Source organism: Celeribacter sp., assembly GCF_048259695.1.
Classification (GTDB): Bacteria; Pseudomonadota; Alphaproteobacteria; order Rhodobacterales; family Rhodobacteraceae; genus Celeribacter.
Genome location: NZ_JBLXHL010000009.1, coordinates 59,753 through 85,445, shown reverse-complemented (window position 1 = coordinate 85,445; position 25,693 = coordinate 59,753). Strand labels below are relative to the sequence as shown.

At 61.3% G+C, this 25,693-nt stretch carries 25 protein-coding genes; 15 read left to right on the top strand and 10 right to left on the bottom strand.

Annotation, left to right across the window (positions count from 1 at the left end; translation table 11 throughout):
* Window positions 1-75 precede the first annotated feature (75 nt).
* From ACN0Q0_RS14890 to ACN0Q0_RS14870, 5 genes are all read left to right on the top strand, one after another.
* On the top strand, window positions 76-486 hold the full coding sequence (locus ACN0Q0_RS14890; RefSeq protein ID WP_417244197.1) for a Fur family transcriptional regulator: 411 nt from the start codon (window positions 76-78) through the stop codon (window positions 484-486).
* 115 nt (window positions 487-601) lie between these two features.
* Complete coding sequence (locus tag ACN0Q0_RS14885; protein WP_417244196.1) at window positions 602-1,474, top strand: DMT family transporter; 873 nt, start codon at window positions 602-604, stop codon at window positions 1,472-1,474.
* A 151-nt stretch (window positions 1,475-1,625) separates the two neighbouring features.
* The gene (eno, locus tag ACN0Q0_RS14880; RefSeq protein ID WP_417244195.1) at window positions 1,626-2,903 is read left to right on the top strand and encodes a phosphopyruvate hydratase; all 1,278 of its coding nucleotides are present in this window, start codon (window positions 1,626-1,628) and stop codon (window positions 2,901-2,903) included.
* A 233-nt stretch (window positions 2,904-3,136) separates the two neighbouring features.
* Window positions 3,137-3,604: a cupin domain-containing protein gene (locus ACN0Q0_RS14875; protein ID WP_417244194.1), complete on the top strand. Its 468-nt coding sequence runs from the start codon at window positions 3,137-3,139 to the stop codon at window positions 3,602-3,604.
* Window positions 3,605-3,636: 32 nt separating this feature from the next.
* Complete coding sequence (locus ACN0Q0_RS14870; RefSeq protein WP_417244193.1) at window positions 3,637-4,086, top strand: hypothetical protein; 450 nt, start codon at window positions 3,637-3,639, stop codon at window positions 4,084-4,086.
* Between the two features lie 136 nt (window positions 4,087-4,222).
* Here the strand turns inward: ACN0Q0_RS14870 and ACN0Q0_RS14865 are convergent, their stop codons facing one another.
* Window positions 4,223-5,329: an anhydro-N-acetylmuramic acid kinase gene (locus ACN0Q0_RS14865; protein WP_417244192.1), complete on the bottom strand. Its 1,107-nt coding sequence runs from the start codon at window positions 5,327-5,329 to the stop codon at window positions 4,223-4,225.
* Between the two features lie 72 nt (window positions 5,330-5,401).
* Between ACN0Q0_RS14865 and tyrS the strand changes: the two genes are divergently transcribed.
* A complete protein-coding gene (gene tyrS, locus ACN0Q0_RS14860) occupies window positions 5,402-6,658 on the top strand; it encodes a tyrosine--tRNA ligase (protein WP_417244191.1) in 1,257 nt (418 codons plus the stop codon).
* Window positions 6,659-6,720: 62 nt separating this feature from the next.
* Here tyrS and ACN0Q0_RS14855 read toward each other — a convergent pair whose 3' ends face one another.
* The 3 genes from ACN0Q0_RS14855 to ACN0Q0_RS14845 all read right to left on the bottom strand — a co-directional run bounded on the left by ACN0Q0_RS14855 (window position 6,721) and on the right by ACN0Q0_RS14845 (window position 8,684).
* On the bottom strand, window positions 6,721-7,521 hold the full coding sequence (locus tag ACN0Q0_RS14855) for a purine-nucleoside phosphorylase (RefSeq protein WP_417244190.1): 801 nt from the start codon (window positions 7,519-7,521) through the stop codon (window positions 6,721-6,723).
* Between the two features lie 106 nt (window positions 7,522-7,627).
* Window positions 7,628-8,185, bottom strand: coding sequence for a peptidylprolyl isomerase (locus ACN0Q0_RS14850; protein ID WP_417244189.1), 558 nt, complete (start codon window positions 8,183-8,185; stop codon window positions 7,628-7,630).
* Window positions 8,178-8,684, bottom strand: a complete 507-nt coding sequence (locus tag ACN0Q0_RS14845) for a peptidylprolyl isomerase (protein ID WP_417244188.1) — start codon at window positions 8,682-8,684, stop codon at window positions 8,178-8,180. The genes ACN0Q0_RS14850 and ACN0Q0_RS14845 overlap by 8 nt, the downstream gene beginning before the upstream one ends.
* A 191-nt stretch (window positions 8,685-8,875) precedes the next feature.
* Between ACN0Q0_RS14845 and ACN0Q0_RS14840 the strand changes: the two genes are divergently transcribed.
* From ACN0Q0_RS14840 to ACN0Q0_RS14800, 9 genes are all read left to right on the top strand, one after another.
* Window positions 8,876-10,051 (top strand): phosphoglycerate kinase, encoded by a 1,176-nt coding sequence (locus tag ACN0Q0_RS14840; protein ID WP_417244187.1) that lies wholly within the window; start codon window positions 8,876-8,878, stop codon window positions 10,049-10,051.
* A 5-nt stretch (window positions 10,052-10,056) separates the two neighbouring features.
* Entirely contained in the window at window positions 10,057-10,842 is a 786-nt protein-coding gene (locus ACN0Q0_RS14835) for an SDR family NAD(P)-dependent oxidoreductase (RefSeq protein ID WP_417244186.1), read from the top strand.
* Window positions 10,843-11,063: 221 nt separating this feature from the next.
* Complete coding sequence (locus tag ACN0Q0_RS14830; protein ID WP_417244185.1) at window positions 11,064-11,993, top strand: class I fructose-bisphosphate aldolase; 930 nt, start codon at window positions 11,064-11,066, stop codon at window positions 11,991-11,993.
* 204 nt (window positions 11,994-12,197) lie between these two features.
* A complete protein-coding gene (locus ACN0Q0_RS14825; RefSeq protein WP_417244184.1) occupies window positions 12,198-12,500 on the top strand; it encodes an FtsB family cell division protein in 303 nt (100 codons plus the stop codon).
* 265 nt (window positions 12,501-12,765) lie between these two features.
* The gene (gene pdhA / locus ACN0Q0_RS14820) at window positions 12,766-13,767 is read left to right on the top strand and encodes a pyruvate dehydrogenase (acetyl-transferring) E1 component subunit alpha (protein ID WP_417244183.1); all 1,002 of its coding nucleotides are present in this window, start codon (window positions 12,766-12,768) and stop codon (window positions 13,765-13,767) included.
* A gap of 7 nt (window positions 13,768-13,774) precedes the next feature.
* Window positions 13,775-14,164 (top strand): VOC family protein, encoded by a 390-nt coding sequence (locus tag ACN0Q0_RS14815; protein WP_417244182.1) that lies wholly within the window; start codon window positions 13,775-13,777, stop codon window positions 14,162-14,164.
* 1 nt (window position 14,165) lies between these two features.
* Window positions 14,166-15,554, top strand: coding sequence for a pyruvate dehydrogenase complex E1 component subunit beta (locus ACN0Q0_RS14810; protein WP_417244181.1), 1,389 nt, complete (start codon window positions 14,166-14,168; stop codon window positions 15,552-15,554).
* Between the two features lie 11 nt (window positions 15,555-15,565).
* Window positions 15,566-16,882 carry a pyruvate dehydrogenase complex dihydrolipoamide acetyltransferase gene (locus ACN0Q0_RS14805; protein ID WP_417244180.1) on the top strand — a complete coding sequence of 439 codons (1,317 nt, stop codon included), beginning with the start codon at window positions 15,566-15,568 and terminating at the stop codon, window positions 16,880-16,882.
* 106 nt (window positions 16,883-16,988) lie between these two features.
* On the top strand, window positions 16,989-17,882 hold the full coding sequence (locus tag ACN0Q0_RS14800; RefSeq protein WP_417244179.1) for a hypothetical protein: 894 nt from the start codon (window positions 16,989-16,991) through the stop codon (window positions 17,880-17,882).
* An 80-nt stretch (window positions 17,883-17,962) separates the two neighbouring features.
* Here the strand turns inward: ACN0Q0_RS14800 and cysE are convergent, their stop codons facing one another.
* The 6 genes from cysE to ACN0Q0_RS14770 all read right to left on the bottom strand — a co-directional run bounded on the left by cysE (window position 17,963) and on the right by ACN0Q0_RS14770 (window position 25,615).
* Complete coding sequence (cysE, locus tag ACN0Q0_RS14795; protein WP_417244178.1) at window positions 17,963-18,781, bottom strand: serine O-acetyltransferase; 819 nt, start codon at window positions 18,779-18,781, stop codon at window positions 17,963-17,965.
* Between the two features lie 161 nt (window positions 18,782-18,942).
* Window positions 18,943-19,650, bottom strand: coding sequence for a DUF2793 domain-containing protein (locus tag ACN0Q0_RS14790; RefSeq protein WP_417244177.1), 708 nt, complete (start codon window positions 19,648-19,650; stop codon window positions 18,943-18,945).
* Window positions 19,643-23,581 carry a baseplate multidomain protein megatron gene (locus tag ACN0Q0_RS14785; protein ID WP_417244176.1) on the bottom strand — a complete coding sequence of 1,313 codons (3,939 nt, stop codon included), beginning with the start codon at window positions 23,579-23,581 and terminating at the stop codon, window positions 19,643-19,645. The genes ACN0Q0_RS14790 and ACN0Q0_RS14785 overlap by 8 nt, the downstream gene beginning before the upstream one ends.
* The gene (locus tag ACN0Q0_RS14780; protein WP_417244175.1) at window positions 23,581-24,075 is read right to left on the bottom strand and encodes a peptidase; all 495 of its coding nucleotides are present in this window, start codon (window positions 24,073-24,075) and stop codon (window positions 23,581-23,583) included. Before ACN0Q0_RS14780 ends, ACN0Q0_RS14785 begins: the two co-directional genes overlap by 1 nt.
* Window positions 24,075-24,983, bottom strand: coding sequence for a DUF2163 domain-containing protein (locus ACN0Q0_RS14775; RefSeq protein WP_417244174.1), 909 nt, complete (start codon window positions 24,981-24,983; stop codon window positions 24,075-24,077). Before ACN0Q0_RS14775 ends, ACN0Q0_RS14780 begins: the two co-directional genes overlap by 1 nt.
* Window positions 24,983-25,615, bottom strand: coding sequence for a TIGR02217 family protein (locus ACN0Q0_RS14770; RefSeq protein WP_417244173.1), 633 nt, complete (start codon window positions 25,613-25,615; stop codon window positions 24,983-24,985). The genes ACN0Q0_RS14775 and ACN0Q0_RS14770 overlap by 1 nt, the downstream gene beginning before the upstream one ends.
* Between the last annotated feature and the right edge of the window lie 78 nt (window positions 25,616-25,693).

Here is a 25,693-nt window from a genome sequence, read left to right as displayed (position 1 = left end):
TGCGAAAAATTCGCAATTGCACTGGACCCCGCGCCCGCAATTTTTTACTGTTCGGTCAGACAACACGGAGCCCCCATGACCGACACCATTCTATCGCGTTGCGAGGCAAAGGGCCTGCGCCTGACCGGGCAACGCCGCGTGATCGCTGCGGTGTTGGAAGAGGCACAAGACCACCCTGACGTCGACGAATTGTTCGCCCGCGCCGCCCAAAAAGATCCGAAAATCTCACTGGCCACGGTCTACCGCACCGTGAAGCTGTTCGAGGAGAAAGGCATCCTTGAACGCCACGATTTCGGCTATGGCCGCGCCCGCTACGAAACCGCCGACCGCGCCCACCATGACCACCTGATCGACATGGAAACCGGCAAGGTGATCGAGTTTTACGACCCCGAGATCGAAATCCTCCAAGACCGCATTGCCGCCAAACTCGGCTATGACCTAAAGGGGCACCGCCTTGAGCTTTATGGCGTGAAGAAAAAGACCTAACCGCCGCCGCCCACCCCCGCGCCACAGCCGAACCGCCGAACCGCCCCTTGGCAAGGCACGCGCCCCGTGACAGGGTGCGCGCAACGCCCCTTGCGACCCGATTGAACGGACCCCCATGCAAAACTCTCGCGGCATCTTGCTCATTTTGGTCTCTATGGCCGCCTTCACCCTCGAAGATACGCTTCTCAAACTGCTCTCGGCCACGATTCCGGTGGGTCAAATCCTTGTCGGGCTTGGCTTTTTCGGCGGGGTGCTGTTTTTGCTGATGGCCCTGCGCAAAGGTCACCGCCCGTTCGTCCGCGCCTACTGGACACCGCTTTTGGTGCTGCGCGCCGCCTCGGAAGGCGTGGTGGCCGTCACCTTTGTCACCGCCCTCGCGCTCGTCGATATTTCCACCGTCGCCGCCGTGTTCCAAACCACGCCACTGGCCACGACCCTTGGGGCTGCGCTGTTTTTGGGCGAGAAAGTCGGGTGGCGGCGATGGACCGCCATTCTGGTCGGTTTTTCGGGCGTGTTGCTCATCGTCCGCCCCGGGTTTGCAAGCTTTGACCCCGCGATCCTGTTGGTCCTCGCGACCGTGGTCTGCATCGCCTTTCGCGATCTGGTCACCCGCGCAATGGATGTCTCCGTGCCCTCGATGGTGGTCGGGTTTCAGGCCTTCGCGGCGGTGGTCCCTGCCGGCGCTCTGTTGCTGATCTTCGGCGGCCAGACCGCCGTCACCACCACGCCCGCCTTTATCTCCATCCTGCTCACCGCATCGACCTTTTCGGTGATCGGCTATTTCGCCCTCGTCACCGCCCTGCGCATCGCCGAAACCGCCGTCATCATGCCGTTTCGCTACGCGCGACTGGTGTTTTCGATGATCACAGGGGTGATTGTCTTTGGCGAACGGCCCGATTTGGCGATGCTGATCGGCTCGGCCCTCATCATCGGCGCGGGGCTTTACACCTTTATGCGCGAACGCCAACTGGCACGGACATCGCCCTGACCGCGCGCCCGCGCCACAAACCACCGGAAAAGTTACCGCTAACGCCGCAATGCGCATTATGTTAGCGTCCTGCACGTTGACGCCACGGCGCAAGGTGCTATCAAACACCTGACTGGCCCCAGATCATACTTTACCGAGAGGGATAGACCCCATGAGCACCATTATTGACATCATTGCCCGCGAGATCCTCGACAGCCGTGGCAACCCCACCGTCGAAGTCGACGTGATCCTCGAAGACGGCACACTGGGCCGTGCGGCGGTGCCATCAGGCGCGTCCACAGGCGCACACGAAGCGGTCGAGAAACGCGACGGCGACACATCGCGCTACCTTGGCAAAGGCGTGCTTGAGGCCGTTGCGGCCGTGAACGGCGAGATTGCCGAGACCCTCGTCGGCATGGACGCGACAGAACAAGAAGCCATCGACGCCACCATGATCGAGCTCGACGGCACCCCCAACAAAGGCCGCCTTGGCGCCAACGCCATCCTCGGTGTCTCGCTCGCCGTGGCCAAAGCCGCCGCCGATTATTCCGCGCTGCCGCTGTACCGCTACATCGGTGGCTCGTCCGCCCGTGTCCTGCCCGTGCCGATGATGAACATCATCAACGGCGGCGAACACGCCGACAACCCGATCGACATTCAGGAATTCATGATCATGCCGGTGTCTGCGGCAAACGTGAAAGAGGCGATCCGCATGGGCGCCGAAGTGTTCCACACGTTGAAAAAAGAGCTGTCTGCGGCGGGCTACAACACCGGTATCGGCGACGAGGGCGGTTTCGCCCCCGCAATCAACTCCGCCCGTGAAGCACTTGATTTCATTGTAAAGTCTATCGAAAAAGCCGGTTACAAAGCGGGTGAGGACATCTACCTCGCACTCGACTGCGCCTCGTCCGAATACTACGTCGACGGCAAATACGAACTCAAAGGCGAAGGCAAATCGCTGACCTCCGCCGAGAACGCCGACTACCTCGCCGCCCTGTGCGCCGACTACCCGATCATCTCGATCGAGGACGGCATGGACGAGGACGATTGGGACGGTTGGAAACTGCTCACCGACAAAATCGGCGCATCCGTCCAACTCGTGGGCGACGACCTGTTCGTGACCAACCCAAAACGCCTCAAAGACGGCATCGCGCAAGGCGTGGCCAACTCCATGCTCGTCAAGGTGAACCAGATCGGCACCCTGTCCGAAACGCTCAAAGCCGTCGATATGGCCCACCGCGCGCGCTACACCAACGTGATGTCGCACCGCTCGGGCGAGACCGAGGACGCCACCATCGCCGACCTCGCTGTCGCCACCAACTGCGGCCAGATCAAAACCGGCTCGCTGTCGCGCTCCGACCGGATGGCCAAATACAACCAGTTGATCCGCATCGAAGAGCAACTCGGCGAAACCGCCGAATACGCAGGCCGCTCTATCCTGAAGGTGTGAGACCACGCGCCGCGGCGGGCATGATCGATGCCCTGCCGACAACGTGACGAAAGACAAAAGCCCCGCCCGTTTGGTGGGGCTTTTTCATGCGGGGGAAACGGCGGCGGCGTTGCCCTCTTCCCTTACCGCCCCCTCACCGGTTCATGCACCGATACCCTACCGCGGGCGGCCATGTCCGGCGCATCTGCGGCATCCCCCTTGCGCAAAAGCCGCGTGAGGCGCACACTTGCCCCATGAAACAGCGCAGCAACGACACCACCGCCGATGCCCTCATCGCCCGTCTTGGCCTGATGCCCCATCCCGAGGGCGGGCATTACCGCCAGACCTGGATCGCCCCGAACGCGGAAGGCACCCCACCTGCGGGCGACATGCGCCCGTCGGGAACCTGCATCTATTTCCTGCTCAAAGCGGGGGAGACGAGCCATTGGCACCGCGTCGATGCGGTGGAGATCTGGCACTATTATGCGGGGGCGCCGCTGATCCTGTCGATGTCTGAAACCGCGCAGGGCCCCGCCACCGATCACACCCTTGGCCCGGATGTGCTTGGCGGGGATGCGCCGCAGATCATCGTGCCAAAACACCATTGGCAAGCGGCGCATAGCACGGGCAACTGGACCCTTGTCGGCTGCACCGTCTCACCCGCGTTCCACTTCGACGGGTTCGAATTGGCCGGACCAGGGTTCGACATCCCGCGTGGGTAACGCCCGCACCTTTTGTACGAGTACCCGTTCAGATGCCCGAAACCACACCACCAGACCGCGACAAACGGATCCGCCGCACCGTCTTCCTTTGGGCTGTGCGCGACTGGATACGTGCCGGCGTCGCAACCTGTCTCGCTTTCGGCGCCGTGGCCTATGCACTTGTTTTCATCGCGCAAGATCAGCCCGAACATCAAAACGACATCCACGCAACGATCACCGCAGTCACCTATGAGGTCGATATCGACGAAAGCCGGAACTGGATACGGACAGGTTTTGCCTATGTCGCCACATTGGCACCTGCGCCGCAGGAACCATGGGACGATGCCCTCCCGCGCGAAGCCCGTTTCTCGCAGTCCACAAAATCGAATGAGGTCGGCGATCTGGTCTGTCTGTCGCGACATGTGGGTAAAAAATCGGGCCGCACCACCTACAAGATTGTCCCGCTTGAGACCTGCGACGCCGGTGTCGCCCCCGCGCAGTAGCGCCCGCCATCCGTGATCAGGCTCCCGTAATCAGGCCCCCGTAATCAGGCCCCGTGATCAGGCCCGAAAAAAGTTCAAACACCCGCCACAATGAGACTAAACTCTGTAAAGGGGCCGCCGCAAAGCCGTTAAAGACTTACACATTCGACGGGCGCGACACCCGTCCGCCGCCGATTGCTGCGGCCACGCCCGTGGTGCTTGGGGCGGATGTGGGCAGGCCGCGTTTGACCCGCGCGGCGAGAAACGCAAAGGCCTGCGCCTCCAACATATCGCCGTCCAGACCCACCACCTCGACAGGGGCCACAGGACAGTCCACACCGGCGGCCAGCATCGCCATCAACGTGGCATTGTGCCGCCCGCCACCACAGACATAGACCGCCTCGGGCGGGCGCGGGCAATGCTCCATCGCGCGCGCGACACAGGCGGCGGCAAAGGCGGTGAGCGTGGCGGCGGCATCCGCGTCGGACAGGGCATCCACCGCCGTCAGAATGTCGTGAAAATCGTTTCTATCCAGTGACTTGGGCGGAATTTTCAGAAAGAAACCATGCGCGAGACCCTGTGCCACAATCGCCATATCGGGCGTGCCTTTTGCGGCCAATGCGCCGTCCGCATCATAGGGTTTTCCGCGGCGGGCCTGCATCAAATCGTTCACCGGCGCATTGGCGGGACCGGTGTCAAACGCCACCAGAGCGCCCTGTGCGGCGGGGTCCGCCACGGCGGGGTCCACCCACGTCAGATTGCCAACCCCGCCCATATTGAGAAACGCCACGGGGGCGGTGGCGCGCATATGGCGGGCCAAAGCGTGGTGATAAAACGGCGCAAGCGGCGCGCCCTGCCCGCCCATCTCGACATCCGCCGAGCGAAAATCCCACACCACCGGCACGCCCGTCACCTCGGCCAGAACCGCGCCATCACCCGCCTGATAGGTGCGGTTATTATCGGGGTCGTGGTTAAAAGTCTGACCATGAAATCCAATTAAGTCAAAGGGTTCCGAGAGGCATGACAGCGCCTCGGCATGGGCGGTCTCGATCAGTTCCACCGTTTCGGCGGACGCATCCCAAGTGCCAAGCGCGGCCCGTAACAGCGATTGTTCCGCAGGGGCATAGGCGCGAAAATGGCTGTCACCAAAGGCTGCAATCTCTACCCCGTCGGTCTTGACCAGTGCCACATCGACCCCGTCGAGCGAGGTACCCGACATGCATCCCGCCACCCAAATCGGCTCACCGCGTGCCTCGTGCCTCATACCACTCTTCCCCTTTGGTCTTTGCCCAGATATATCAGGCCGCACCAAGGCTTTGAAAGGACAAAGAGCGCGATGACATACCACCCCAAATCGGACTTCATGTCAGTGATGATCGAACGCGGCTTCCTTGCGGATTGCACCGATTATCAAGGCCTCGATGAAGCCTTCGCCAAGGGTGTCGTCCCCGCCTATATCGGCTTTGACGCGACGGCGAAATCGCTGCACGTCGGCTCGTTGATCCAGATTATGATGCTGCGTTGGCTGCAAAAAACCGGTCACCAACCGATCACCCTGATGGGTGGCGGCACCACCAAAGTGGGCGACCCGAGTTTCCGCGCCGATGAGCGCCCCTTGCTCACCGATGAGCAGATCGACGACAATATTGCGGGCATCAAGCGCGTGTTCTCCGCCTATATCGACTACGATACCGAGGCCGAAAACAAGGCCTTGATGCTCAACAACGCCGAATGGCTCGACGGGTTGAACTACCTCGGATTCCTGCGCGACATCGGGCGGCATTTCTCGGTCAACCGGATGCTGTCGTTCGAAAGCGTGAAATCGCGTCTGGATCGCGAACAGTCCCTGAGCTTTCTCGAATTCAACTACATGATCCTGCAAGCCTATGATTTCCTTGAGCTAAACCGCCGCTACGGTTGTCTGCTGCAAATGGGCGGCTCGGATCAATGGGGCAATATCGTCAACGGCATCGACCTGACGCGCCGCGTGCTCGACCATGAGATCTACGGGCTGACCTCGCCGCTGTTGACCACATCGGACGGCAAAAAGATGGGCAAATCGCAAACCGGTGCGATCTGGCTCAACCCTGATATGCTGAGCCCTTACGAGTTCTGGCAGTTCTGGCGCAACACCACGGATGCCGATACGGGCCGGTTCCTCAAGCTCTACACCGAGTTGCCCGTGGACGAATGTGACCGCCTTGGCGCGCTTGAAGGCTCCGAAATCAACGCAGCAAAAATCATCCTCGCCAACGAGGTCACAACGCTGTTGCACGGCGCGGACGCGGCGGCGGCGGCAGAAGCCACGGCGCGTGAAGTGTTTGAAAAGGGCGGCATGGGCGATGACCTTCCGACGCTTGACCTGAGCGCCGACGAGATTGGCGACGGCATTTCCATCGTGCAACTGTTCGTGCGCTCGGGCCTTGCGGGATCCGGCAAAGAAGCCAAACGGCTGTTCGCGGACAATGGCGCAAAGGTCAACGATGAGGACCAAAAGGACGCAGGGCTGATGGTCACCGCCGAAATGCTCGCCACGCCGATGAAGCTGTCGGCGGGCAAAAAGCGTCACGCTCTGGTCCAGATCAAAGGCTGATCCACCACGTCCACACCGATCAAACGGCGCCCCTCACCCCGATGAGGCGGCGCCGTTTTTCGTTATAAACCAGAGAGAAAGCGGCGGATAATACGCCCAAGCTTTTCGGCCCCCACGGGAGCGGAGGCCTTGGTGTGTTCGTGGCTGATGTGCTCGTTGCCCAGTCCCGCCGCCATGTTGGTCACGACAGACACGGCACAGCATTTGAGGCCCAAGAATCGCGCGAGGATCACTTCGGGCACGGTCGACATGCCCACCGCATCCGCACCCAAAAGTTTGAGCATACGGATCTCTGCGGGGGTCTCGAAGTTCGGGCCGGAATACCACGCATAAACCCCCTCGATCAGCGGCTCGCCCTCGGCCTCGGCCGCCGCGTGCAGGGCGGTGCGCAGGTCGGGATCATAGGCGGCGGTGAGGTTCACAAACCGCGCATCCGTAGGCTCGCCAATAAGCGGCGAACGGCCCGAATAGTTGATATGATCATTGATCAGCATCAGGTTCCCGGGCGGAATATCTGCACGGAACGAGCCGCAGGCATTGGTGACAAACAGGGTCTCGACACCCAGTTCCTTTAGAATTTCCAACGGCAAGCGCATCGCGTCGGCACGTCCGTTTTCATAGTAGTGTTCGCGCCCGCCCAAAATCGCCACCTCGACGCCCATCAGCGTGCCGATGGTCAGTGCCGCCGTGTGGCCCGACACGCCCGCGTGGGGAAATCCGGCGAGATCGGCATAGGGGATCGACACGCCATCGACCGCATCCGCAAGGCTGCCAAGGCCGGACCCGAGGATAAAGCCCACCCGCGGGCGGGCGTCAGGGACGGCGGCACGAATGGCGGTGAGAGATTTGGTGAAATCGGGCATGTGCGTCTCCGTGTTGGTTGGCTCCACTAGGATGAAAAACGGCGCGAGAGGCAAGCCCCCGCGCCGTGTTCAGCCATGTTTTGCCTATGATTTACGCAGGCACGATTTAATCCGTGACGGTCACTTTGCGCATCACATCAGGTTCGCCGATAACGGCACCGTTCGGACCGGTGCCGCGCTTGATCGCATAGACCACGTCCATGCCGCTCGTGACCTGACCCACAACGGTATATTGACCGTTGAGGTGCGGGGCGGCTTCGAACATGATGAAAAACTGCGAATTGGCGCTGTCGGGGCTTTGGCTACGCGCCATGCCGACAACACCGGCGGCAAAATCGGCATCGGTAAATTCGGCTTTGAGATCAGGGTACTGGCTGCCGCCGCGCCCTGCGGCTTGCATCGAAAAGCCCTCTGCGCCCATTTTGCCGAACTCGACGTCACCCGTTTGCGCCATGAAGCCCTCGATCACGCGATGGAACACCACGTTGTCATAGGCCCCCTCATTGGCGAGTTGAACGATGTGGGCCACATGGTTGGGCGCCAGATCATCGGCAAGGTCGATGTGAATCGTGCCGTTGGCCTCACCTGAAATTTCGATGTCGAGACCGGTGGCGAAGGCCGGACCGGCCGCAAGCGCGGCGATGAGGGCGAGTGTTTTACGCATCTGCGGCCACCTTTACGGAAATCATCGCATCGGGGTACTGCGCAGGTTCGCCACGGGTGATTTTGTCGACCGCGTCCATGCCGGAGATCACGCGGCCATAGACCGTGTACTGACGGTTGAGAAAGTGATTGTCGGAAAAGTTGATAAAGAACTGCGAGTTGGCGGAGTTCGGATCCTGGCTACGGGCCGCACCGATGGTGCCGCGGTCGTGCGGGATGCCCGAGAACTCGGCCTTGACGTTTGGAAGGTCGGAACCGCCGGTGCCGGCGCGGCGCAATTCGAAATCCTTGTTCTGGTTGCCGAACTGCACGTCGCCCGTTTGCGCCATAAAGCCGTCGATCACGCGGTGGAACACCACACCGTCATAGTGGCCGCCACGGGCCAGTTCTTTCATCCGTTCGCAATGCAACGGCGCGATATCGGGCAGCAATTCAATGACGACCTCACCCTTTTCAAGCGCGATGATGATGGTGTTTTCGGGATCTTTATACTCGGCCATTGGTGCCTCCAGATGAATGTTTCGCGCGCACTTTAATGTGGTGCGCGCCGAAGGGAAAGACCCCGTGCGAACACGTCCACGCGACCACATCAACGCCACCTGCCAGTTGACGTTACGGGCCGCGCGGCGCAAACAGGGGGCAACTGGCCAGAACCCGTTTTTGGCCCCGCATTTGGACAAGGACAAAGATCATGGCTTGGAAAACCCTCGACGATATGGACCTGAACGGGAAAATCGTTCTCACCCGTGTAGATATCAACGTGCCGATGGCCGATGGCATTGTGACCGATGCCACCCGCATTGCGCGGATCAAACCGACGATTGACGATATCGTCGCCAAAGGCGGCACGCCCGTGATGCTCGCCCACTTTGGCCGCCCGAAGGGTCAATACGTGGCCGAGATGTCGCTGTCGCATATCCTGCCCGCCGTCAAAGAGACGCTTGGCCGTGACGTGATCTTTGTCGAAAAGCCATCGCGCGAGGCGCTTGACGCGCTTGCCATCGGGTCGGTGGTGTTGGTCGAAAACACGCGGTTCACCGACAAGGAAACCGACAACGATCCCGAAATGGCGCGGTTTCTGGCCTCTTTGGGCGATGTGTTTTGCAACGACGCCTTTTCTGCCGCCCACCGCGCCCATGCCTCGACCGAGGGCGTGGCGCACCTTTTGCCCTCATGTGCAGGCCGCCTGATGCAGGCGGAGCTGTCCGCACTTGAGGCCGCGCTCACCACGCCCGAGCGTCCCGTTGTGGCCGTTGTGGGCGGGGCGAAAGTATCGACCAAACTGGATCTGCTCGCGAACCTCGTGCGCAAGGTCGATTACCTCGTGATTGGTGGCGGCATGGCCAACACCTTCCTCGCGGCACAGGGCATTGATGTCGGAAAATCGCTGTGCGAGCACGATCTGGCCGAAACCGCCCGCGACATTCTCAAGAAAGCCGACGAAGCGGGCTGTGAAATTGTCCTGCCAAAGGACGCGCGGGTGGCATGGGAATTTGCCGCCAACGCCAAAAACGAGATCGTTGACGTCACCGCAGTGCCATCGGACGCGATGATCCTCGACGCCGGTCCCGCCTCTGTGGAACGGGTGGCCGAGGTGTTCAAAACCGCGAAAACCCTGATCTGGAACGGCCCGCTCGGCGCGTTCGAAATCGAACCCTTTGACACCGCCACCAACGCCGCCGCCCAACAGGCCGCCGCGATGACCAAAGCGGGCGATCTGATTTCGGTCGCAGGCGGCGGTGACACCGTGGCCGCGCTCAACAAGGCGGGTGCCGGCGATGATTTCACCTATATTTCCACCGCAGGGGGCGCGTTCCTCGAATGGATGGAGGGCAAGACCCTCCCCGGTGTGGCGGCTCTGGGCTAATCGCGGTGGCGTTCACCCTCATCACCGGCGCCACGGGCGGATTGGGTGTGGCCTTTGCCCATGCCGCCGCCCGTGACGGCCATGACCTGATCCTGACCGCCCGCGACGGGGCCGCGCTCGCCACTCTGGCCGATGCGATACGGGCCGAACACCCTGCCCTCGCCGTTGAGGTGATCGTGTCCGATCTGGCCCAAGCGGGGGCGGCGGACGCTCTATGGGACCACGCCGGAACCCTTGGCGAGATCGATGTGCTCGTCAACAATGCCGGACTGGGGCGCCACGGGGCCTTGACCGACACCGATGGTGCGCCCCGCGAAGCGGCCTCGATTGCCGTGAACATCACCGCCGCGACACAGCTTATGCGCCGCGCCGCCGTGGCCATGTCGGCACGCGGGGCGGGACGCATCCTCAACGTGTCCTCCGCTGCGGCCTTTGTTCCCGGCCCGAATATGGCGGTGTACCACGCCACCAAGGCCTATCTGCAAATGCTGTCCGACAGTGTGCGCGCCGAATTGTCGGGCACGGGCGTCACCGTCACGACCCTATGCCCGGGGGCCACGCGCACGGGGTTCTTTGAGGACGCCGATGTGTCGGAGACATGGTTAATGCGGCTGTTGCCGATGGGGGACGCCACATCCGTGGCCCGCGCAGGGTGGCGCGGCATGATTGCGGGGCGCAAAACCGTGGTGACGGGATGGCCCAACATCCTGATCGTGGCCACGCAACGCTTTGTGCCACGCGCATGGCTTGCATGGGCGATGCAGCGGTTCATGGCCAAAACCGGTCGCTAGGCCCCCGTCCCTGCCGCGGCCGTCCACGCCGTTTTCCAATCGCGCCGTTTCGCCGGATATTGCCCCAGATCAAGGTTTGGCGGCGACAAATGCGCCTATGGTAGCCGCATCAGAGCGATGTGAGCGCAATCATTTGCGCTGTTAGCGCAACCTGTGTTGCCCCTGCGCAAAGGCTTGCTAAACCGCTCTCGACACAGGATCACAACCGAGGGAGCGACCCGATGAAAACCACCCGTATCGTCCAGAAAATTCTCGCCAACTACGAAGGCGAAACCCCAGGCGTGAAGGCAAACCTCGCGCGGATCTTGATGGAGGGCAAACTCGGCGGCACCGGCAAGCTCATCATCCTGCCCGTCGACCAAGGGTTCGAGCACGGCCCCGCACGGTCCTTTGCGGGCAACCCCGCGGGCTACGACCCCCATTACCACTACCAATTGGCCATCGACGCGGGCATGTCCGCCTACGCCGCCCCGCTTGGTCCACTTGAGGCGGGCGCGGATACGTTCTGCGGTCAAATCCCCACCATCCTCAAAGTGAACTCCGCCAACTCGCTCATGGGCGAAGGTGCGGGCAAAAATCAGGCCATCACCGCATCGGTCGATGACGCGCTGCGCCTTGGCTGTGCCGCGATCGGGTTCACGATCTACCCCGGTTCCGATTTGGCCGTGGACATGATGGAAGAGATCAAGGACATGCGCCGCGAAGCCGCCTCCAAAGGCATCGCGACCGTGATCTGGTCCTACCCGCGTGGCGAGGCCATCACCAAAGACGGCGAAACCGCCATCGACGTGGCCGCCTATGCCGCACACATGGCCGCCCTGCTCGGCGCCCACATCATCAAGATCAAACTCTCGACCGATCACCTGATGCTGCCCGAGGCGAAAAAGGTCTACGAAGACAAAGGGATCGCGATTGCCACCATGGCCGAGCGCGTCAAACATTGCGTCGATGCCTCGCTTGGCGGTCGCCGCATCATCGTGTTCTCGGGTGGCGCATCCAAAGGCACCGATGCGGTCTATGACGATGCCCGCGCGATCCGCGACGGCGGCGGCAACGGCTCGATCATCGGGCGCAACTCGTTCCAACGCTCGCGCGAAGATGCCTTGGCCATGCTGTCCCAACTTGTGGACATCTACAAAGGCAAAGCCTGACACGGGGCCACGCACCGCGTGTGAGTCACAAAAGACACAAAATGACACGGGAAAGGCGCTTTCGGGCGCCTTTCTGCCGTTCCAGGCCCCTGATTCAAAAAGGGGATTCACAAGGCGAATCACCTGTGGCATAGAGGTCCAACGGATCCCCCGTCAAAGAGGGGACCGTGAGGCAGAGACATTTCATACGAGGCAACCGGACACATGGCCGTCGCAAAACGCCGTCCCTCTATCGCAGTTCTGATTTACACCGCCATCGTCGTGACGCTTGGCGGGTATTTCACGTTCGCCTCCGTGCAGGGCGAGTACGGGTTGTTTCGCCGCATCCAGATCGAAGCCGAGCTGACCAACCTGCAAGATGTCTCCGGCGCGCTTGAGGTGCAGCTGACCGATATGCGCAACAAATCCATGCGCCTGTCCGACGGCTATCTCGACCTTGACCTGCTCGATCAACAGGCCCGCGACGTGCTTGGCTATCTGCGCACCGACGAAGTGGTGATCCGCTAACCCTTAGCGGCCTCGCCCCATAGTCCCCTCACCGTCCCCCTCCCACACAGTCGCTCCATTGCCGGAAAACAGACCCCCGCGCACCGTTTATGCGGTTTATGTGGTCGGTATTCTTGTGGCGCATAACTGCCTCCCGCAACGCAACGTAAATTCTTGGTGCAATCGGCGCGCGAGTGCTGTAATGTATTGTTTAACGTTAAACTATCTATCAAACTTCTGTCGAATGACCGACAGATCCAGCCGCGACTTTGGAGGAGGTGGCCGTATGGCAGCCAAGAAAACCACTGCAAAAGCGGCGAGCAAACCCAATGTGTCGAAAGACGACATGCTCGCCTATTACAAGGACATGCTCCTTATCCGCCGTTTTGAAGAGAAGGCAGGCCAACTTTACGGCATGGGTCTCATCGGCGGGTTCTGTCACCTCTACATCGGTCAGGAAGCCGTTGTCGTCGGCCTTGAGGCCGCGACCAAAGAGGGCGACAAGCGCATCACATCCTACCGCGATCACGGGCATATGCTCGCCTGCGGCATGGACCCCAAAGGGGTGATGGCGGAACTTACCGGTCGCGAAGGCGGCTATTCCAAAGGTAAGGGCGGCTCGATGCACATGTTCTCCAAAGAGAAGCATTTTTACGGCGGCCACGGCATTGTCGGCGCACAGGTGCCGCTCGGCGCGGGTCTGGCGTTTTCCGACAAATACAAAGGCAATGACAACGTGACCTTTGCCTACTTCGGCGACGGCGCGGCCAACCAGGGTCAGGTGTATGAGACCTACAACATGGCGCAGCTTTGGGATCTTCCGGTGATTTTCGTCATCGAGAACAACCAATACGCCATGGGGACCTCCGTGCAACGCTCCACCAAATCGCCCTCCCTTTGGGAACGTGGTGCCGCCTACGGCATCAAAGGCGAAGAGGTCGACGGCATGGATGTTCTGGCCGTGAAAGAGGCCTCCGAGAAGGCCGTGGCGCATTGTCGTGCCGGCAAAGGCCCCTACATTCTCGAAGTGAAAACATACCGTTACCGTGGTCACTCCATGTCCGACCCCGCAAAGTACCGCACCCGCGAAGAGGTGCAGAAAATGCGCGAGGAACGCGATCCGATCGAGAACATCCGCGGGCTGCTTTTGACCGGCAACCACGCCACAGAGGAAGACCTCAAGGCGATCGACAAAGAAATCAAAGAGGTGGTCAACGCCTCGGCAGAGTTTGCCAAAGAGAGCCCCGAGCCCGCTTTGGAAGAACTCTGGACCGATATTTACGCGTGAGGCTCTGATGGCACATTTTGAGATTTACGTGAACGATATGGGCGCGGCCAAGGCCTTTTACGGCGGATTGTTCGGCTGGGAATTCACGCCCATGTCGGGCCCTGACGATCCCGAGTATGCCCTCGCAGTGGCCCCTGACTTGGGGGAATCAAAAGGGTTGACCGTCGGGATGCTCGCGCGTCCCGATCTCCCCCACGCCGCCGGCACCGCCATTCGTGGTGGCACGATGACCTTTGAGGTTGCCGATTGCGACGCGCGTTATGCTTGGGCCATGAACAACGGCGGCGCAGAAGCACTGCCCCCCACAGATTACCCCGGAATTGGCCGCGCCGCATGTGTGGAAGACGGGCAAGGAAATGTTGTCGGGTTTATAAGCTCGACAGGAGGAGATACCTAATATGGCAACCGAACTTCTTATGCCCGCCCTCTCACCCACGATGGAAGAAGGCACGCTCGCAAAATGGCTCGTCAAAGAGGGGGACACCGTCTCCGCTGGCGACATCATCGCGGAAATTGAAACCGATAAGGCAACGATGGAATTCGAAGCCGTGGACGAAGGGGTGATTGGCAAATTGCTCGTCGCCGAAGGCACCGAAGGTGTCAAGGTGAACGTGGCAATCGCGATCCTCGTGGAAGACGGCGAAGACGCCTCCGACCTCAGCGCCGCGTCCCCTGCCGCCGCCGAGGCCGCACCTGCCGCCGCCGAGGCCGCACCTGCCGCGGCCGCCCCCGCGTCGGTCCCCGCGACTGCTGCGGCGCCTGTGGAGGTCAAAGAGGTCACACCCGACTGGCCCGAAGGCACGCCGATGAAGAAACAGACGGTGCGCGAAGCGCTGCGTGATGCGATGTCCGAGGAAATGCGCCGCGACGAAACCGTGTTCCTGATGGGCGAAGAGGTTGCCGAATACCAGGGCGCCTATAAAATCTCGCAAGGGATGCTCGACGAGTTCGGGTCCAAGCGCGTCATCGACACGCCGATCACCGAACACGGGTTTGCGGGTATCGCCACAGGGGCCGCCTTTGGCGGGCTGCGCCCCATTGTGGAATTCATGACCTTCAACTTCGCGATGCAGGCCATCGACCACCTGATCAACTCGGCGGCCAAGACACTTTATATGTCCGGCGGTCAGATGGGCGCACCGATGGTGTTCCGTGGGGCCAACGGTGCCGCCGCCCGCGTCGGTGCGCAGCACTCGCAGTGTTACGCCGCATGGTACGCACAGGTTCCCGGCCTCAAGGTCGTGATGCCCTACTCCGCATCCGACTACAAAGGTCTGATGAAAACCGCGATCCGTGACGACAACCCTGTGATCTTCCTCGAAAACGAAATCCTCTATGGCAAGCAATTCGATGTGCCGGACGTTGAGGATTACACCGTGCCGTTCGGCAAGGCCCGCATCTGGCGCGAAGGCACGGATGTGACCATCGTGTCCTTTGGCATCGGCATGACCTATGCGCTTGAGGCCGCTGACAAGCTGGCCGAAGAGGGTATTTCGGCGGAAGTCATCGACCTGCGCACCCTGCGCCCCATCGACTATGACACTGTGTTGGCCTCGGTCCAGAAAACCAACCGCTGCGTCACCGTCGAAGAGGGTTGGCCCGTGGGCGCCATCGGCAACCACCTGTCGGCGACGATCATGCAGCGCGCGTTCGATTACCTCGACGCCCCTGTGATCAACTGTACCGGCAAAGACGTGCCGATGCCCTATGCCGCGAACCTTGAAAAACACGCGCTGATCACAACCGACGAAGTGATCGCCGCCGTGAAAGAAGTCACCTACCGTTAAGGAGAAAAACAATGGCTATTGAACTACTTATGCCCGCGCTTTCTCCAACGATGGAGGAAGGCACACTTGCAAAATGGCTCGTCAAAGAGGGCGACACCGTTCAATCCGGCGATGTGATTGCAGAGATCGAAACGGACAAGGCAACGATGGAATTCGAAGCCGTGGACGAAGGTGTGATTGGCAAGATCATCGTGGCCGAGGGCACCGAAGGTGTCGCGGTCAACAGCCCGATTGCGGTGCTGCTCGAAGAGGGCGAAGATGCCTCTGCGGTGGCCAATGCCGGAGGCGCCGCCGCTGCGGCCCCCGCCGCCACTCCGGATGCGCCAAAGGCCGAGGCAGCCCCGGCTGCCGCCGCACCTGTCGCAACCGCCGCCCCCGCAGCCCCGACCAAGGATGGCACCCGCGTCTTTGCCTCGCCATTGGCACGGCGCATCGCGGCGCAAAACGGTGTCGATCTGGCAAGTATCACAGGCACAGGCCCAAAGGGTCGCATCGTGAAAGCCGACGTCGAGGGCGCACAAGCCGCTCCCAAAGCAGCCGCCCCACAAGCCGCCGCCGCAGCACCCGCCGCGGCCCCCGCAGCATCCGCACCGACCGGCATGTCCGCCGAGGTCGTGGCCAAAATGTATGCGGATCGCGACTATGACGAGGTCAAACTCGACGGGATGCGCAAAACCATTGCTGCACGTCTGTCTGAGGCCAAACAGACCATCCCGCACTTCTATTTGCGCCGCGAGGTCCAACTGGACGCGCTGCTCAAATTCCGCTCGCAGCTCAACAAGCAGCTTGAGGGCAAGGGCGTGAAACTGTCGGTCAACGATTTCATTATCAAGGCCGTGGCCAACGCATTGCAAGAGGTCCCCGAGGCCAACGCCGTTTGGGCCGGCGACCGCGTGTTGCAACTCAAACCGTCCGATGTGGCCGTGGCCGTTGCGATCGAGGGCGGGCTGTTCACCCCCGTGCTCAAAGACGCCGATATGAAGTCCCTCTCCGCGCTGTCCAAAGAGATGAAAGACCTCGCAGGGCGCGCACGGGATCGCAAACTGGCCCCGCATGAGTATCAGGGTGGCTCGTTTGCCATCTCCAACCTCGGCATGTTCGGCATCGACAATTTCGACGCCATCGTGAACCCGCCACACGCGGGCATTCTGGCGGTCGGTGCAGGCAAACCCAAACCCGTTGTCGGCGCAGATGGCGAGTTGAAAGTGGCGACGGTCATGTCCATGACCATGTCCGTGGATCACCGCGTGATCGACGGCGCTGTGGGCGCGAACCTGATCAACGCCATTGTCGAGAACCTCGAAAACCCCGTGGCGATGTTGGCCTAAGTCACGGCCCACGCGTTAAAACCTTTAAAAAACCCGCTTTCCCGGCGGGTTTTTTTATGAGCTGTGGTAAGACATGCCACGCGAACCAAACGAACCAAGGTCAACGATGAGCTTCTATTTCTATATCAAAACCGATCAACGCCCCGAGCCCGACGATGTGTTGTCCGCACTGGCACGCCCCGAGGTCGAGGTGATAAAGACCGTGGACGGCGATCTGGCTTTCTACATCCCGGGGCAATCGTTACGCGGTGCAATGGTTTACCCCCGCAAGGACGGGTATGAGGTTGGCGTCAACGCCTTCACCCCCGCCTGTGACGCCATCTTGGCCCGTGATCTGGCCGCCTGTTTGAGCAAGTTAACGCAGGCCGAGGTAAAGCCCGAGGACAGCGATGTCGCGGTATCGAGCGACGAGGTCGCGTTCTACGGCGGTGCGGCATGGGTCGCCGACCGCATGGCAGAGGCGCATCTGGTGGCGCATCGCCCAAAGGGGAACGATCCGCACAGCCCGCTGACCATTTTCGGCTACCGCCACCCGTTCAATGTCACGCCAGAAATGTTCAAAGGCGCGAAGAGCACGTTGGACGCCCGTATCGACACCGTCATGGCCGACGGGGTTGCGCTTCAGGAAATCGATCGCGATGGCGATATTTTTATCGCCAAACTGCTGCGGAAAAATGCGCCGTCCATCTGGCGTACGATGATCGACAAACTGCGCCAACAGCTTGGCCTTATGGAAAAGCCGCAGGACGGTGTTCCGACAGGGGCCGCGATTTTCTCCTTGGCAGAGGGGGTGCGCACATTAACCCCTGTGCCTATCGGCTCTGCGCCGCTCTATGCCGTTCTCGGATCACAAACGACAGGATACAAAGCCGTCCCGTTTGCCGTGGTGGCCACCACTGCCCGCAAGATCGGCGCACGCGAATTTGGCGTCGGCGCGTTTGATCTAACGCTGGCAGCCCCCGAGTATGCTGCGCTCTACGCCCAAGGCGTCCCGCTTTAAACTTGCACAAATCGAACAAAAAGCCCCCGCAGATCACTCCGCGAGGGTTTTTTACTGTCCAAATACGATAATTTCGGGGATCAGGTCTCGGTCGCCCGCGCGCCGATCAGTTGGTTCATCGACACCGATGGCTGTGAACACCCCGCCTCGCCCACGACCTTTGCGGGAACCCCCGCAACCGTGGTGCAGGGCGGCACTTCGTTCAAAACCACCGATCCGGCGGCAATGCGCGAACAGTGGCCGATCTGGATATTGCCGAGCACCTTGGCCCCTGCCCCGATCAACACGCCGTCGCCAATCTTGGGGTGGCGGTCTTCCTCTTCCTTACCTGTCCCGCCGAGCGTCACCGAGTGCAGGATCGAGACGTTATCACCGATCACCGCCGTCTCGCCAAACACAAGCGCATGGGCGTGGTCTAGGAAAATCCCCTTGCCGATGCGGCAATTGGGGTGAATGTCGATGGAGAACAGCTCCGACACCCGCATTTGAAAGAAATACGACAGGTCCCGACGGCCGCGTTTCCACAACCAATGCGAGACACGGTGCGCTTGCACGGCCTGGAAGCCTTTGAAATACAACAAGGGTTGGATATAGGCATGGCACGCAGGATCGCGGTCATAAACGGCGGCCAAATCGGCACGCGCCGCATCCGCAAGCCCGTCATCATCGGCGTAGGCCTCATCCGCAATCTCGCGGATCAGCTGTTCCGACATCTCGGGAGAGGCCAGTTTTTGTGCCAAACGGTAGGCGAGTGCATCCTCAAAGCTGTCGTGATGCAAGATACAGGCATGCACCATTCCGCCGAGCAACGGTTCGTCACCAACGGCCTTGCGGGCCTCGGTCACGATCCGCGTCCACACGGGATCAATCTTTGAAATCTGGACTTTGGTTTTTGCCATGTCACATCCTCTTTGCGCAGCACAGTACTATAGATAGGTCCATGTTCCAAAGCGCAAGAGTGTGATGTGGTGAATTTCGCAAGCGAATGATCCCGACACACCACAAAGGCGCCCCCGCGGCAACGCAGGTACGCCCTTGGCATTCAACAATATTCTCCGGATCAGTTGGGCAGCGCGAACTGCAAACAATGCACCGCAAGACGGATTTCACCGCCGGCAAAATCACCGCCCTCGCCCGTCAGGATCAAATCCTCGGCAGCGTAATAGGTGACAGGCGCCCCTGTGAGACCGCGCAGCCACGACCCTTGCGGCATCGAAAGCCCCGATCCGTAGCGGTTGGACGAGGCCGCGACACCAAGCGAAAACCCCGTGGCGGTGCCGGTAATGGCGGTGGTCACCCGCCCCGTGACCCCGAACACCACCGATTGCGATGGCAGGGCAAACGGCACGTTCGAGGTGGCTCCTGCACCAATCACATGGTCGATCTCGATGGTCCGCTGGATCATGCCCGCGCCACTTGGCGAAAGCGACTGCATGCCCTCGACCCATGTGGTGCCGTTGTAGGACGCATAGAACCCCTGATCGACGACATAGGCCCGCATGCCTTGCGTGGCGGGGACAAAGGCCCATCCTGCGTTGACGAAAATGGCGATCCGGCCCTCTTGGCCCGCCCACGCGTTGACCGCACCGACAGGCACCCCGTAGGCATCACCGTCCGTGGGCGACAGCGGCGGCGTGGCGAGGGTCACAGAGGCCAGAGCCAGTTGCACCAAAGCATCCAGACGCGAGAGGGCCTCGTTCACGGTGACATGTTTTTGGGCCTGCGACGGAGCAAGAAGCGGCAGGTTGAGACGGGATGTATCAGTCATTGAGAGTGGTCCTTGTGAACAGGCCCGCGCCGAAACTGTCGGACAGCTGAGCTACTTCGATGGTGAACGGAGGCAGCGCCCCGTCCGATGTTTGGGTGGCAAAGTCGTAGTCCCATGCGGGCGTACTCGTGGTGGTCTCGTTCACCACCACACCGTCTTTGATAACGCGCACGGTATAGGCCTCGAACGTCTCGCCCAACGGCACCTCGACCGAGGCCCAACTATCGCCATCGATGCGCGTGCGGCGCACCCATGTCAGCGCAAGATCCCCCGTCGTGGCGTCCCGCACGGCCCGCAAATGGGTCGGCGCATAGGGGCGCAATCCGATCCCGTCAAACGCCTCGATCCGGTGTTTATAACTCGGATCAGTAAAGCTGCGTTGTGACGGACCGATGCGGTAATGACGTGCCAAGCCCCGCGCCGAGGACGGCAAATCAATCTGTTCGAGCGCCTCGTTGAGCAAAACCACTTGCGAGGCCACAGGCCAGTACGGCACAGCGCCATCGACAAGCGCGTCCGAACCCGCCTGACCGCGCAGCCGTAGCGAGATGTCATAGGTATCCGCACCAACCAGGGTGGCCGTGGCAAACTGGAACACCTCCCAATGGCCCGAAGTGCCATCACCGATGGCCATCGCATTGGCCCCGTTCAGCACCGCGTCCTCGGTGGCCGATGACAGCGTGCCGCGGGTGAGTTTGACGCGCAATGGCGCCCCGCGATCCCACAGCCCCGCCACGGCGGGTTCCATTGCCGTTTCGGTCACGCCGAACGTCGCCCACGTCGGCAACAGCGTGTTGAGCGTATAGCCCTCGTCAGAGGCCGACGAATAGACCGCCGCCGACCCGGGCCACGGTTTGGCCACGGCCCCCACAAAGGGCGCGTGAGGCACTTGGGTCTCCGACAACAGCGGCAGGTCGAGAAACAGCGGGAACACCGGCACAGGGGCGGCAAAGGCCCGCGCCTCGACGATGTCTTCGGCCGCATCAGACGGCTCCAGATTGGCCCGCGCGATGCGTACCGCGTCGACCTGACGGGCGGTGTCGAGGGTGGAATGGTCAATGCGGTAAAGCGCAGGCCCCGCATCCTCTTCGATCTCGACCACATCGCCCGCACCGTAGGCCCCCATCGAGGGCGGCAATACGAAACGCGCCGTATCACGGGCCACGCGCGATTGCGCAAGCCACCGCTCGACCACCTGTTTGCCCTCGGAACGGGTCAGGGCGAGCGGAAGCTCCGACAGGGACACCGCGCGGGTTTCCTCGTCGGGGTAAATTGCTTCTTCGGTGCGGGCGGCAAAGGAGCCATCCGCTTCGACAAAGGTCAGCGCCACACGTCCGGCCACTTCGGCCTCGGGCGCACGGGTGCGTTCGATCACGCCGTCAAGCGACGAGAACCGCGCCAGATTTGGCTCGTCGATCACGGTCGATGTCTTGCCATCCTGCGTGCGGAAAATGAGTTTCCCCTCGCGCTCGATCGCGTCGAACCCGTAGGCCAACATCAACGGTTGCAACGCGGTGCGCGCATCGGTGACGTCCCCCACAGAATACCCGCGCAACACACCCCAAAGCTCGGAGACATCGTAATCGGTGACACCGGAGCGGCGGCAAATCTCGGCCACCACATCGGCCAGAGATCGCGATCCCGCCCGCCCGTTGAGCCAGTGCCCTTTGACATAGTTGATCCCGTCCGACCACACGGAGGTGGCATTGGGGAACGCGGGGTATGGCCGCGCATCCCATGCCCAAACGTGGGCGCGGTCCATGTCGATCATCGGCCCACCGTAAACGTCCGAGGTCGGGTTGTTGTCCGGATCGCCCCAGTATTGGGTCTGCGCCCGCAGATACTGCAACTGGATGAAATCATCGCGCCGCCCGTTGGAATATTTGGGCAAGGAGCTTTCGGAAGATTTCGGATCCAGAAACTTGTTCGGCTCGTTGGAGCCTTTATCCACGGCCGCACAGCCGATCTCGGTGAACCAGACGGGTTTCATCCGTGGTTCCCACGCGGAGGGGGTTTCAATGCGCACCCCGTCAATGCGGTCATGGTGGTCGTTTTCCCACCATCCGCGAATGTCCTTGTAGCGCCAGATCCAGTCCTCGCCGTGCAAGCCATCATAGATCGGCGTACGGATTTGGGCCTCTGCGTGGTTGGGGTGGGCGTAGTACCAGTCATAGCCCTCGCCGCCCTCGATATTGGCCTTGAGGTAGTCGAGATTGTAAAGCGAACCATAGGCGGCATCGGCGTGGTCATCGCCCTCGCGCCAGTCGGAAATCGGCATGTAGTTGTCGATCCCGATGAAATCGATGTTGTCATCGGCCCACAGCGGATCGAGGTGGTAATAGAGGTTTCCACCGAACTGATAGCCGAAATATTCAGACCAATCAGCCGCATAGCCGATTTTACACTCCGGCCCCAAAATGGCACGACAGTCCGCCGCCAATTGGATCAGCGCATCGACAGCGGGAAAGCCGTTTGCCCCTTGGATCGTCGTCAGCGAGCGCATTTCGGACCCGATACAGAACGAATGCACACCGCCCGCCACCGCGCACAGATGCGCGTTGTGCAGGATCATACGGCGGTACGAATACTCGTTTGGACCTGTGTAGCCGACACGGTCGGCCTCTTGGGTGAAGTCCGACACTTGAGCCGTACCGAAAAACGCCGCAACCTCGGCGTCTGCCGTGGCGGTGCCATTGGGGCTGCCCGCCACACCCGGAGCCAGAGACGCCGTAATCCGCCCGCGCCACGGCAGATGCGGCTGCCCCGCCACACCCGTCCACGGGTCGGTCAAGGTGTTGCCCTGCATCTGGTCCATCAGGATAAACGGATAGAACATCACCTCGCGGCCCGCATCGTGCAGCGCCTGAATGGCCTCCACCACCGACTGGTCGGTGGGCGTGCCACCATAGACCACACGGTCGTCGGGCAGACGTGGCAGGGTATCGGCGGTGCTGCGGGTCAGCCCCGAAACGGCCCATTCCATCGGGGAGCCATCACGGCTGTTTTGCTCGACCTTGGGTTTGAGCGTACACGATCCGCACCGCAAATCATTGCCGAACCACGACACCACAAGCGAGGTGGCTTTGGCATTGGGCAACTCGCCCGTCAGCCCGTCAAGGGCCGTGGCAAAGTTGGTTTTGCCCGATGCGGAATGCACGTTGGTGTTTTCCACATTGCCCACACCATCCTCGAAATAAACGGGAGTCGTGGCCAGAGCGTATTCGCCCGTGCCGGGGATCATGGAGACGCCTTTGACAATCTCGTGCAGATCAGGCTCGACGCCTGTGCCAACATCCGGTTCGCCCGCTTGCTCGGGGCGCACCACCTCAAAGGTGAACTGTGGCACACGGTTGCCATAGGCGGACAGATCAAGATCCTCAAACACCACATAGGCGATTCCGCGATACGCAGGGGCGGCCCCCGCCCCCTCGACCGCTTCGATTTTCGGGTCGGGGAGCTGATCCTCAGTGCCAGTGTAGATGCGCATGTTCAAATCATTCGGGCTGATTTCCTGTCCATCGGCCCAGATCCGGCCCACGCGGGCAATCTCGCCCTCGCACAGGGCAATGGCGAGCGACACGGCGTAGCTATATTGCGTCACGGAGGAGGACGGTGTGCCCTTGCCACCGCGCGTTTCGGTGGTGGCGGCGGTCTCTGTAAACCGTGTGGCCCAAATGACCTGACCACCGATCCGCATCCGCGCGTAAAGCTGTGCAATTGGCGCGCCCTCGGAGGCGCTCGTCAGGCGGAAACGGTCGACACGGCCCGTCTCGACCGCTGTGCTGCCCGACCCCAAAAGCCGTTGATCGATGCGCGCGCCAATGGTGCCGCCAATCGCGCGACCAATGACCACCGAGGACAAGCCCAGAACGCCACCGCCCACGGATGCACCCGCCGCCGCCCCTACCGCAGAAAGTAAAATCGTCGCCATCACAGGCCTCCGTTCTGGAAAATCTCTTGGGACATGGACGCGCCCACATCGGGACCACAATCCATGTCAGGAAAGGCAAAACACGCCACAACACGACGCATCCACGGCACCGACAGCGCACTTTCCACCACCCCATGCCCGCTATAGGCATGGATGAATGCCGGATGGTCGCCCATCTGCGACACGATACCGAGGTGCTTGGCCACGGCCCCTGTGCGCATCCGGAACAGCACGACATGACCCACCGCAATCCCGTCTGTGCGGATCTCGGTCATATGCGTGGCCACCGCCCGCCACAAACGCTCGTCACCCGCAGGTTCGGACCAGTCATGGGTATAGGCTGGCACATGCGCAGGCTCGGTGCCGAACGCCTCGCGCCACACCCCGCGCAACAGGCCAAGGCAATCCGCCCCCGCCCCCTTCACCGACGCTTGGTGGCGGTAGGGTGTGCCAATCCAAGTCCGCGCCAAAGCAGCGAAATCATGCGCACACATCACGCGCCTCCGATCAGGCTGCCACCATCATTATCGTCTTGCGACGACGGATAAGCCGCCATCCAGTCATCACCCGGAATGTGAGGAAAGCCGCGAAAGTTATTGAAGTTGTTGAACTTCAACCGACACGTCTCGGCACGTTTGTCACAGCCAGGCTCAATGCGAATGGTATCGCCCGTGGCAATTGCACCGCGCAACGGATCCCAAAGTTCGACAAGGCGGCCATCCGCACTCAGGCGATCATTCTTGACGATCCCGACGAGGCCCGTGGCCGCACCCGATTGCACGACCAACCGCCCGCGCTCGAACCAACGGTCGTCAAACTCGACCATATCGGCAAAGCGGAACACGCGGGCATTCTCGACCGCCTCAACCACCACGGTGGCGGTATACCCTACGGCATCGAGGTCAAACCCACAGCCTGTCCCGCCCAAAATCGCGGAACAGGCCGAATGATACACCCGTCCCTGCGGTTGGTTCAGCATCTCGGTCAACCCGCGCAATTCGGCGCGAAAGCCCCCCGCCACGCGGGTGATCTCGCCAAAGGTGCCGTTGAATTGCATCACGCGCTCATCCGTATTGGCCCAATTGACCAGCCACGACCGCACCTTGGCACCGTCATAGCGCCCCGCCTCGATATCGCGCTCATCCACCGCCGCCGACGACAACGCGCCAAGGGTCTCGGTGTTGTCCACCGACAGCCCCGTGGTTTGCTCAAGCGCCTGCGCCGTCAGACCGGTATCGGCCTTGAACGAAATGCCCTCAAAGCTCAGGTCGAGGTCATGATCGGTAAACCCGTGAACGGTGCCATCGCGCCGCGTCAGCGCCCAACACCGCGCCAAGGTGGTATTGCCGCTTTCAAGGTGCGTTTTCATCGCACCGGGGAAATGATCGGAAGGAACAGACATCAGACCCGCACCTCCACGATCGGCACGTTGGGGACTTCGCCCGCCTGGAACGAGGCTACGGAGGTGGCAATACGGTCGGTGTCAAAGCGCACCGGCACGTCAAACTCGAACCCCGCCGTGATCGGCACGTTTTCCTCGGGTGGCGAGGCGAATGTGATGAGGCCTGCGTCGATGTCGACGGACCAATGGATGCCCTCTTGCAACTCCACGCCGCCCGTCCCCACGACCACCGTGCCAAACACAGGCTTGATGATCGGACGGCGGTAACTGGCCGTGCCAGAGGCATAGACCTTGTTGAGCGGATAGGTCAGCGTCACGCCGTCGCCCTTGGCGATTTCCTGATCGTCATAGGCCACCGTCGCGGAGGCAATGCAGGATTTGAAATCCGACCAGTCTTTCCAGCGAAAACCAAACATCTGGCCCTGACGCGCCTCGAAAAACGCAATCAGGACCTCGACATCATCGAGCGACCGCATACCGAGACCCGCATCATAGCGGCGACGCGAATGCGCCCACGGTGTGTTGCGCTCTTCAAACCCGTTGGCCAATGTGACCACATCGGTGCGCCGCTCGGGGCCACCTACAGAGCCAAAGCTCAAGTTCGCGGGAAATCTTACATCATGGAAAGCCATGTCTTATCCTCCGGAAAATCGCCTGTCTGGCGGGCCTCGTATGGTGCTGCGGGTCTCCGCCTGCGCGGGCGAAACGGC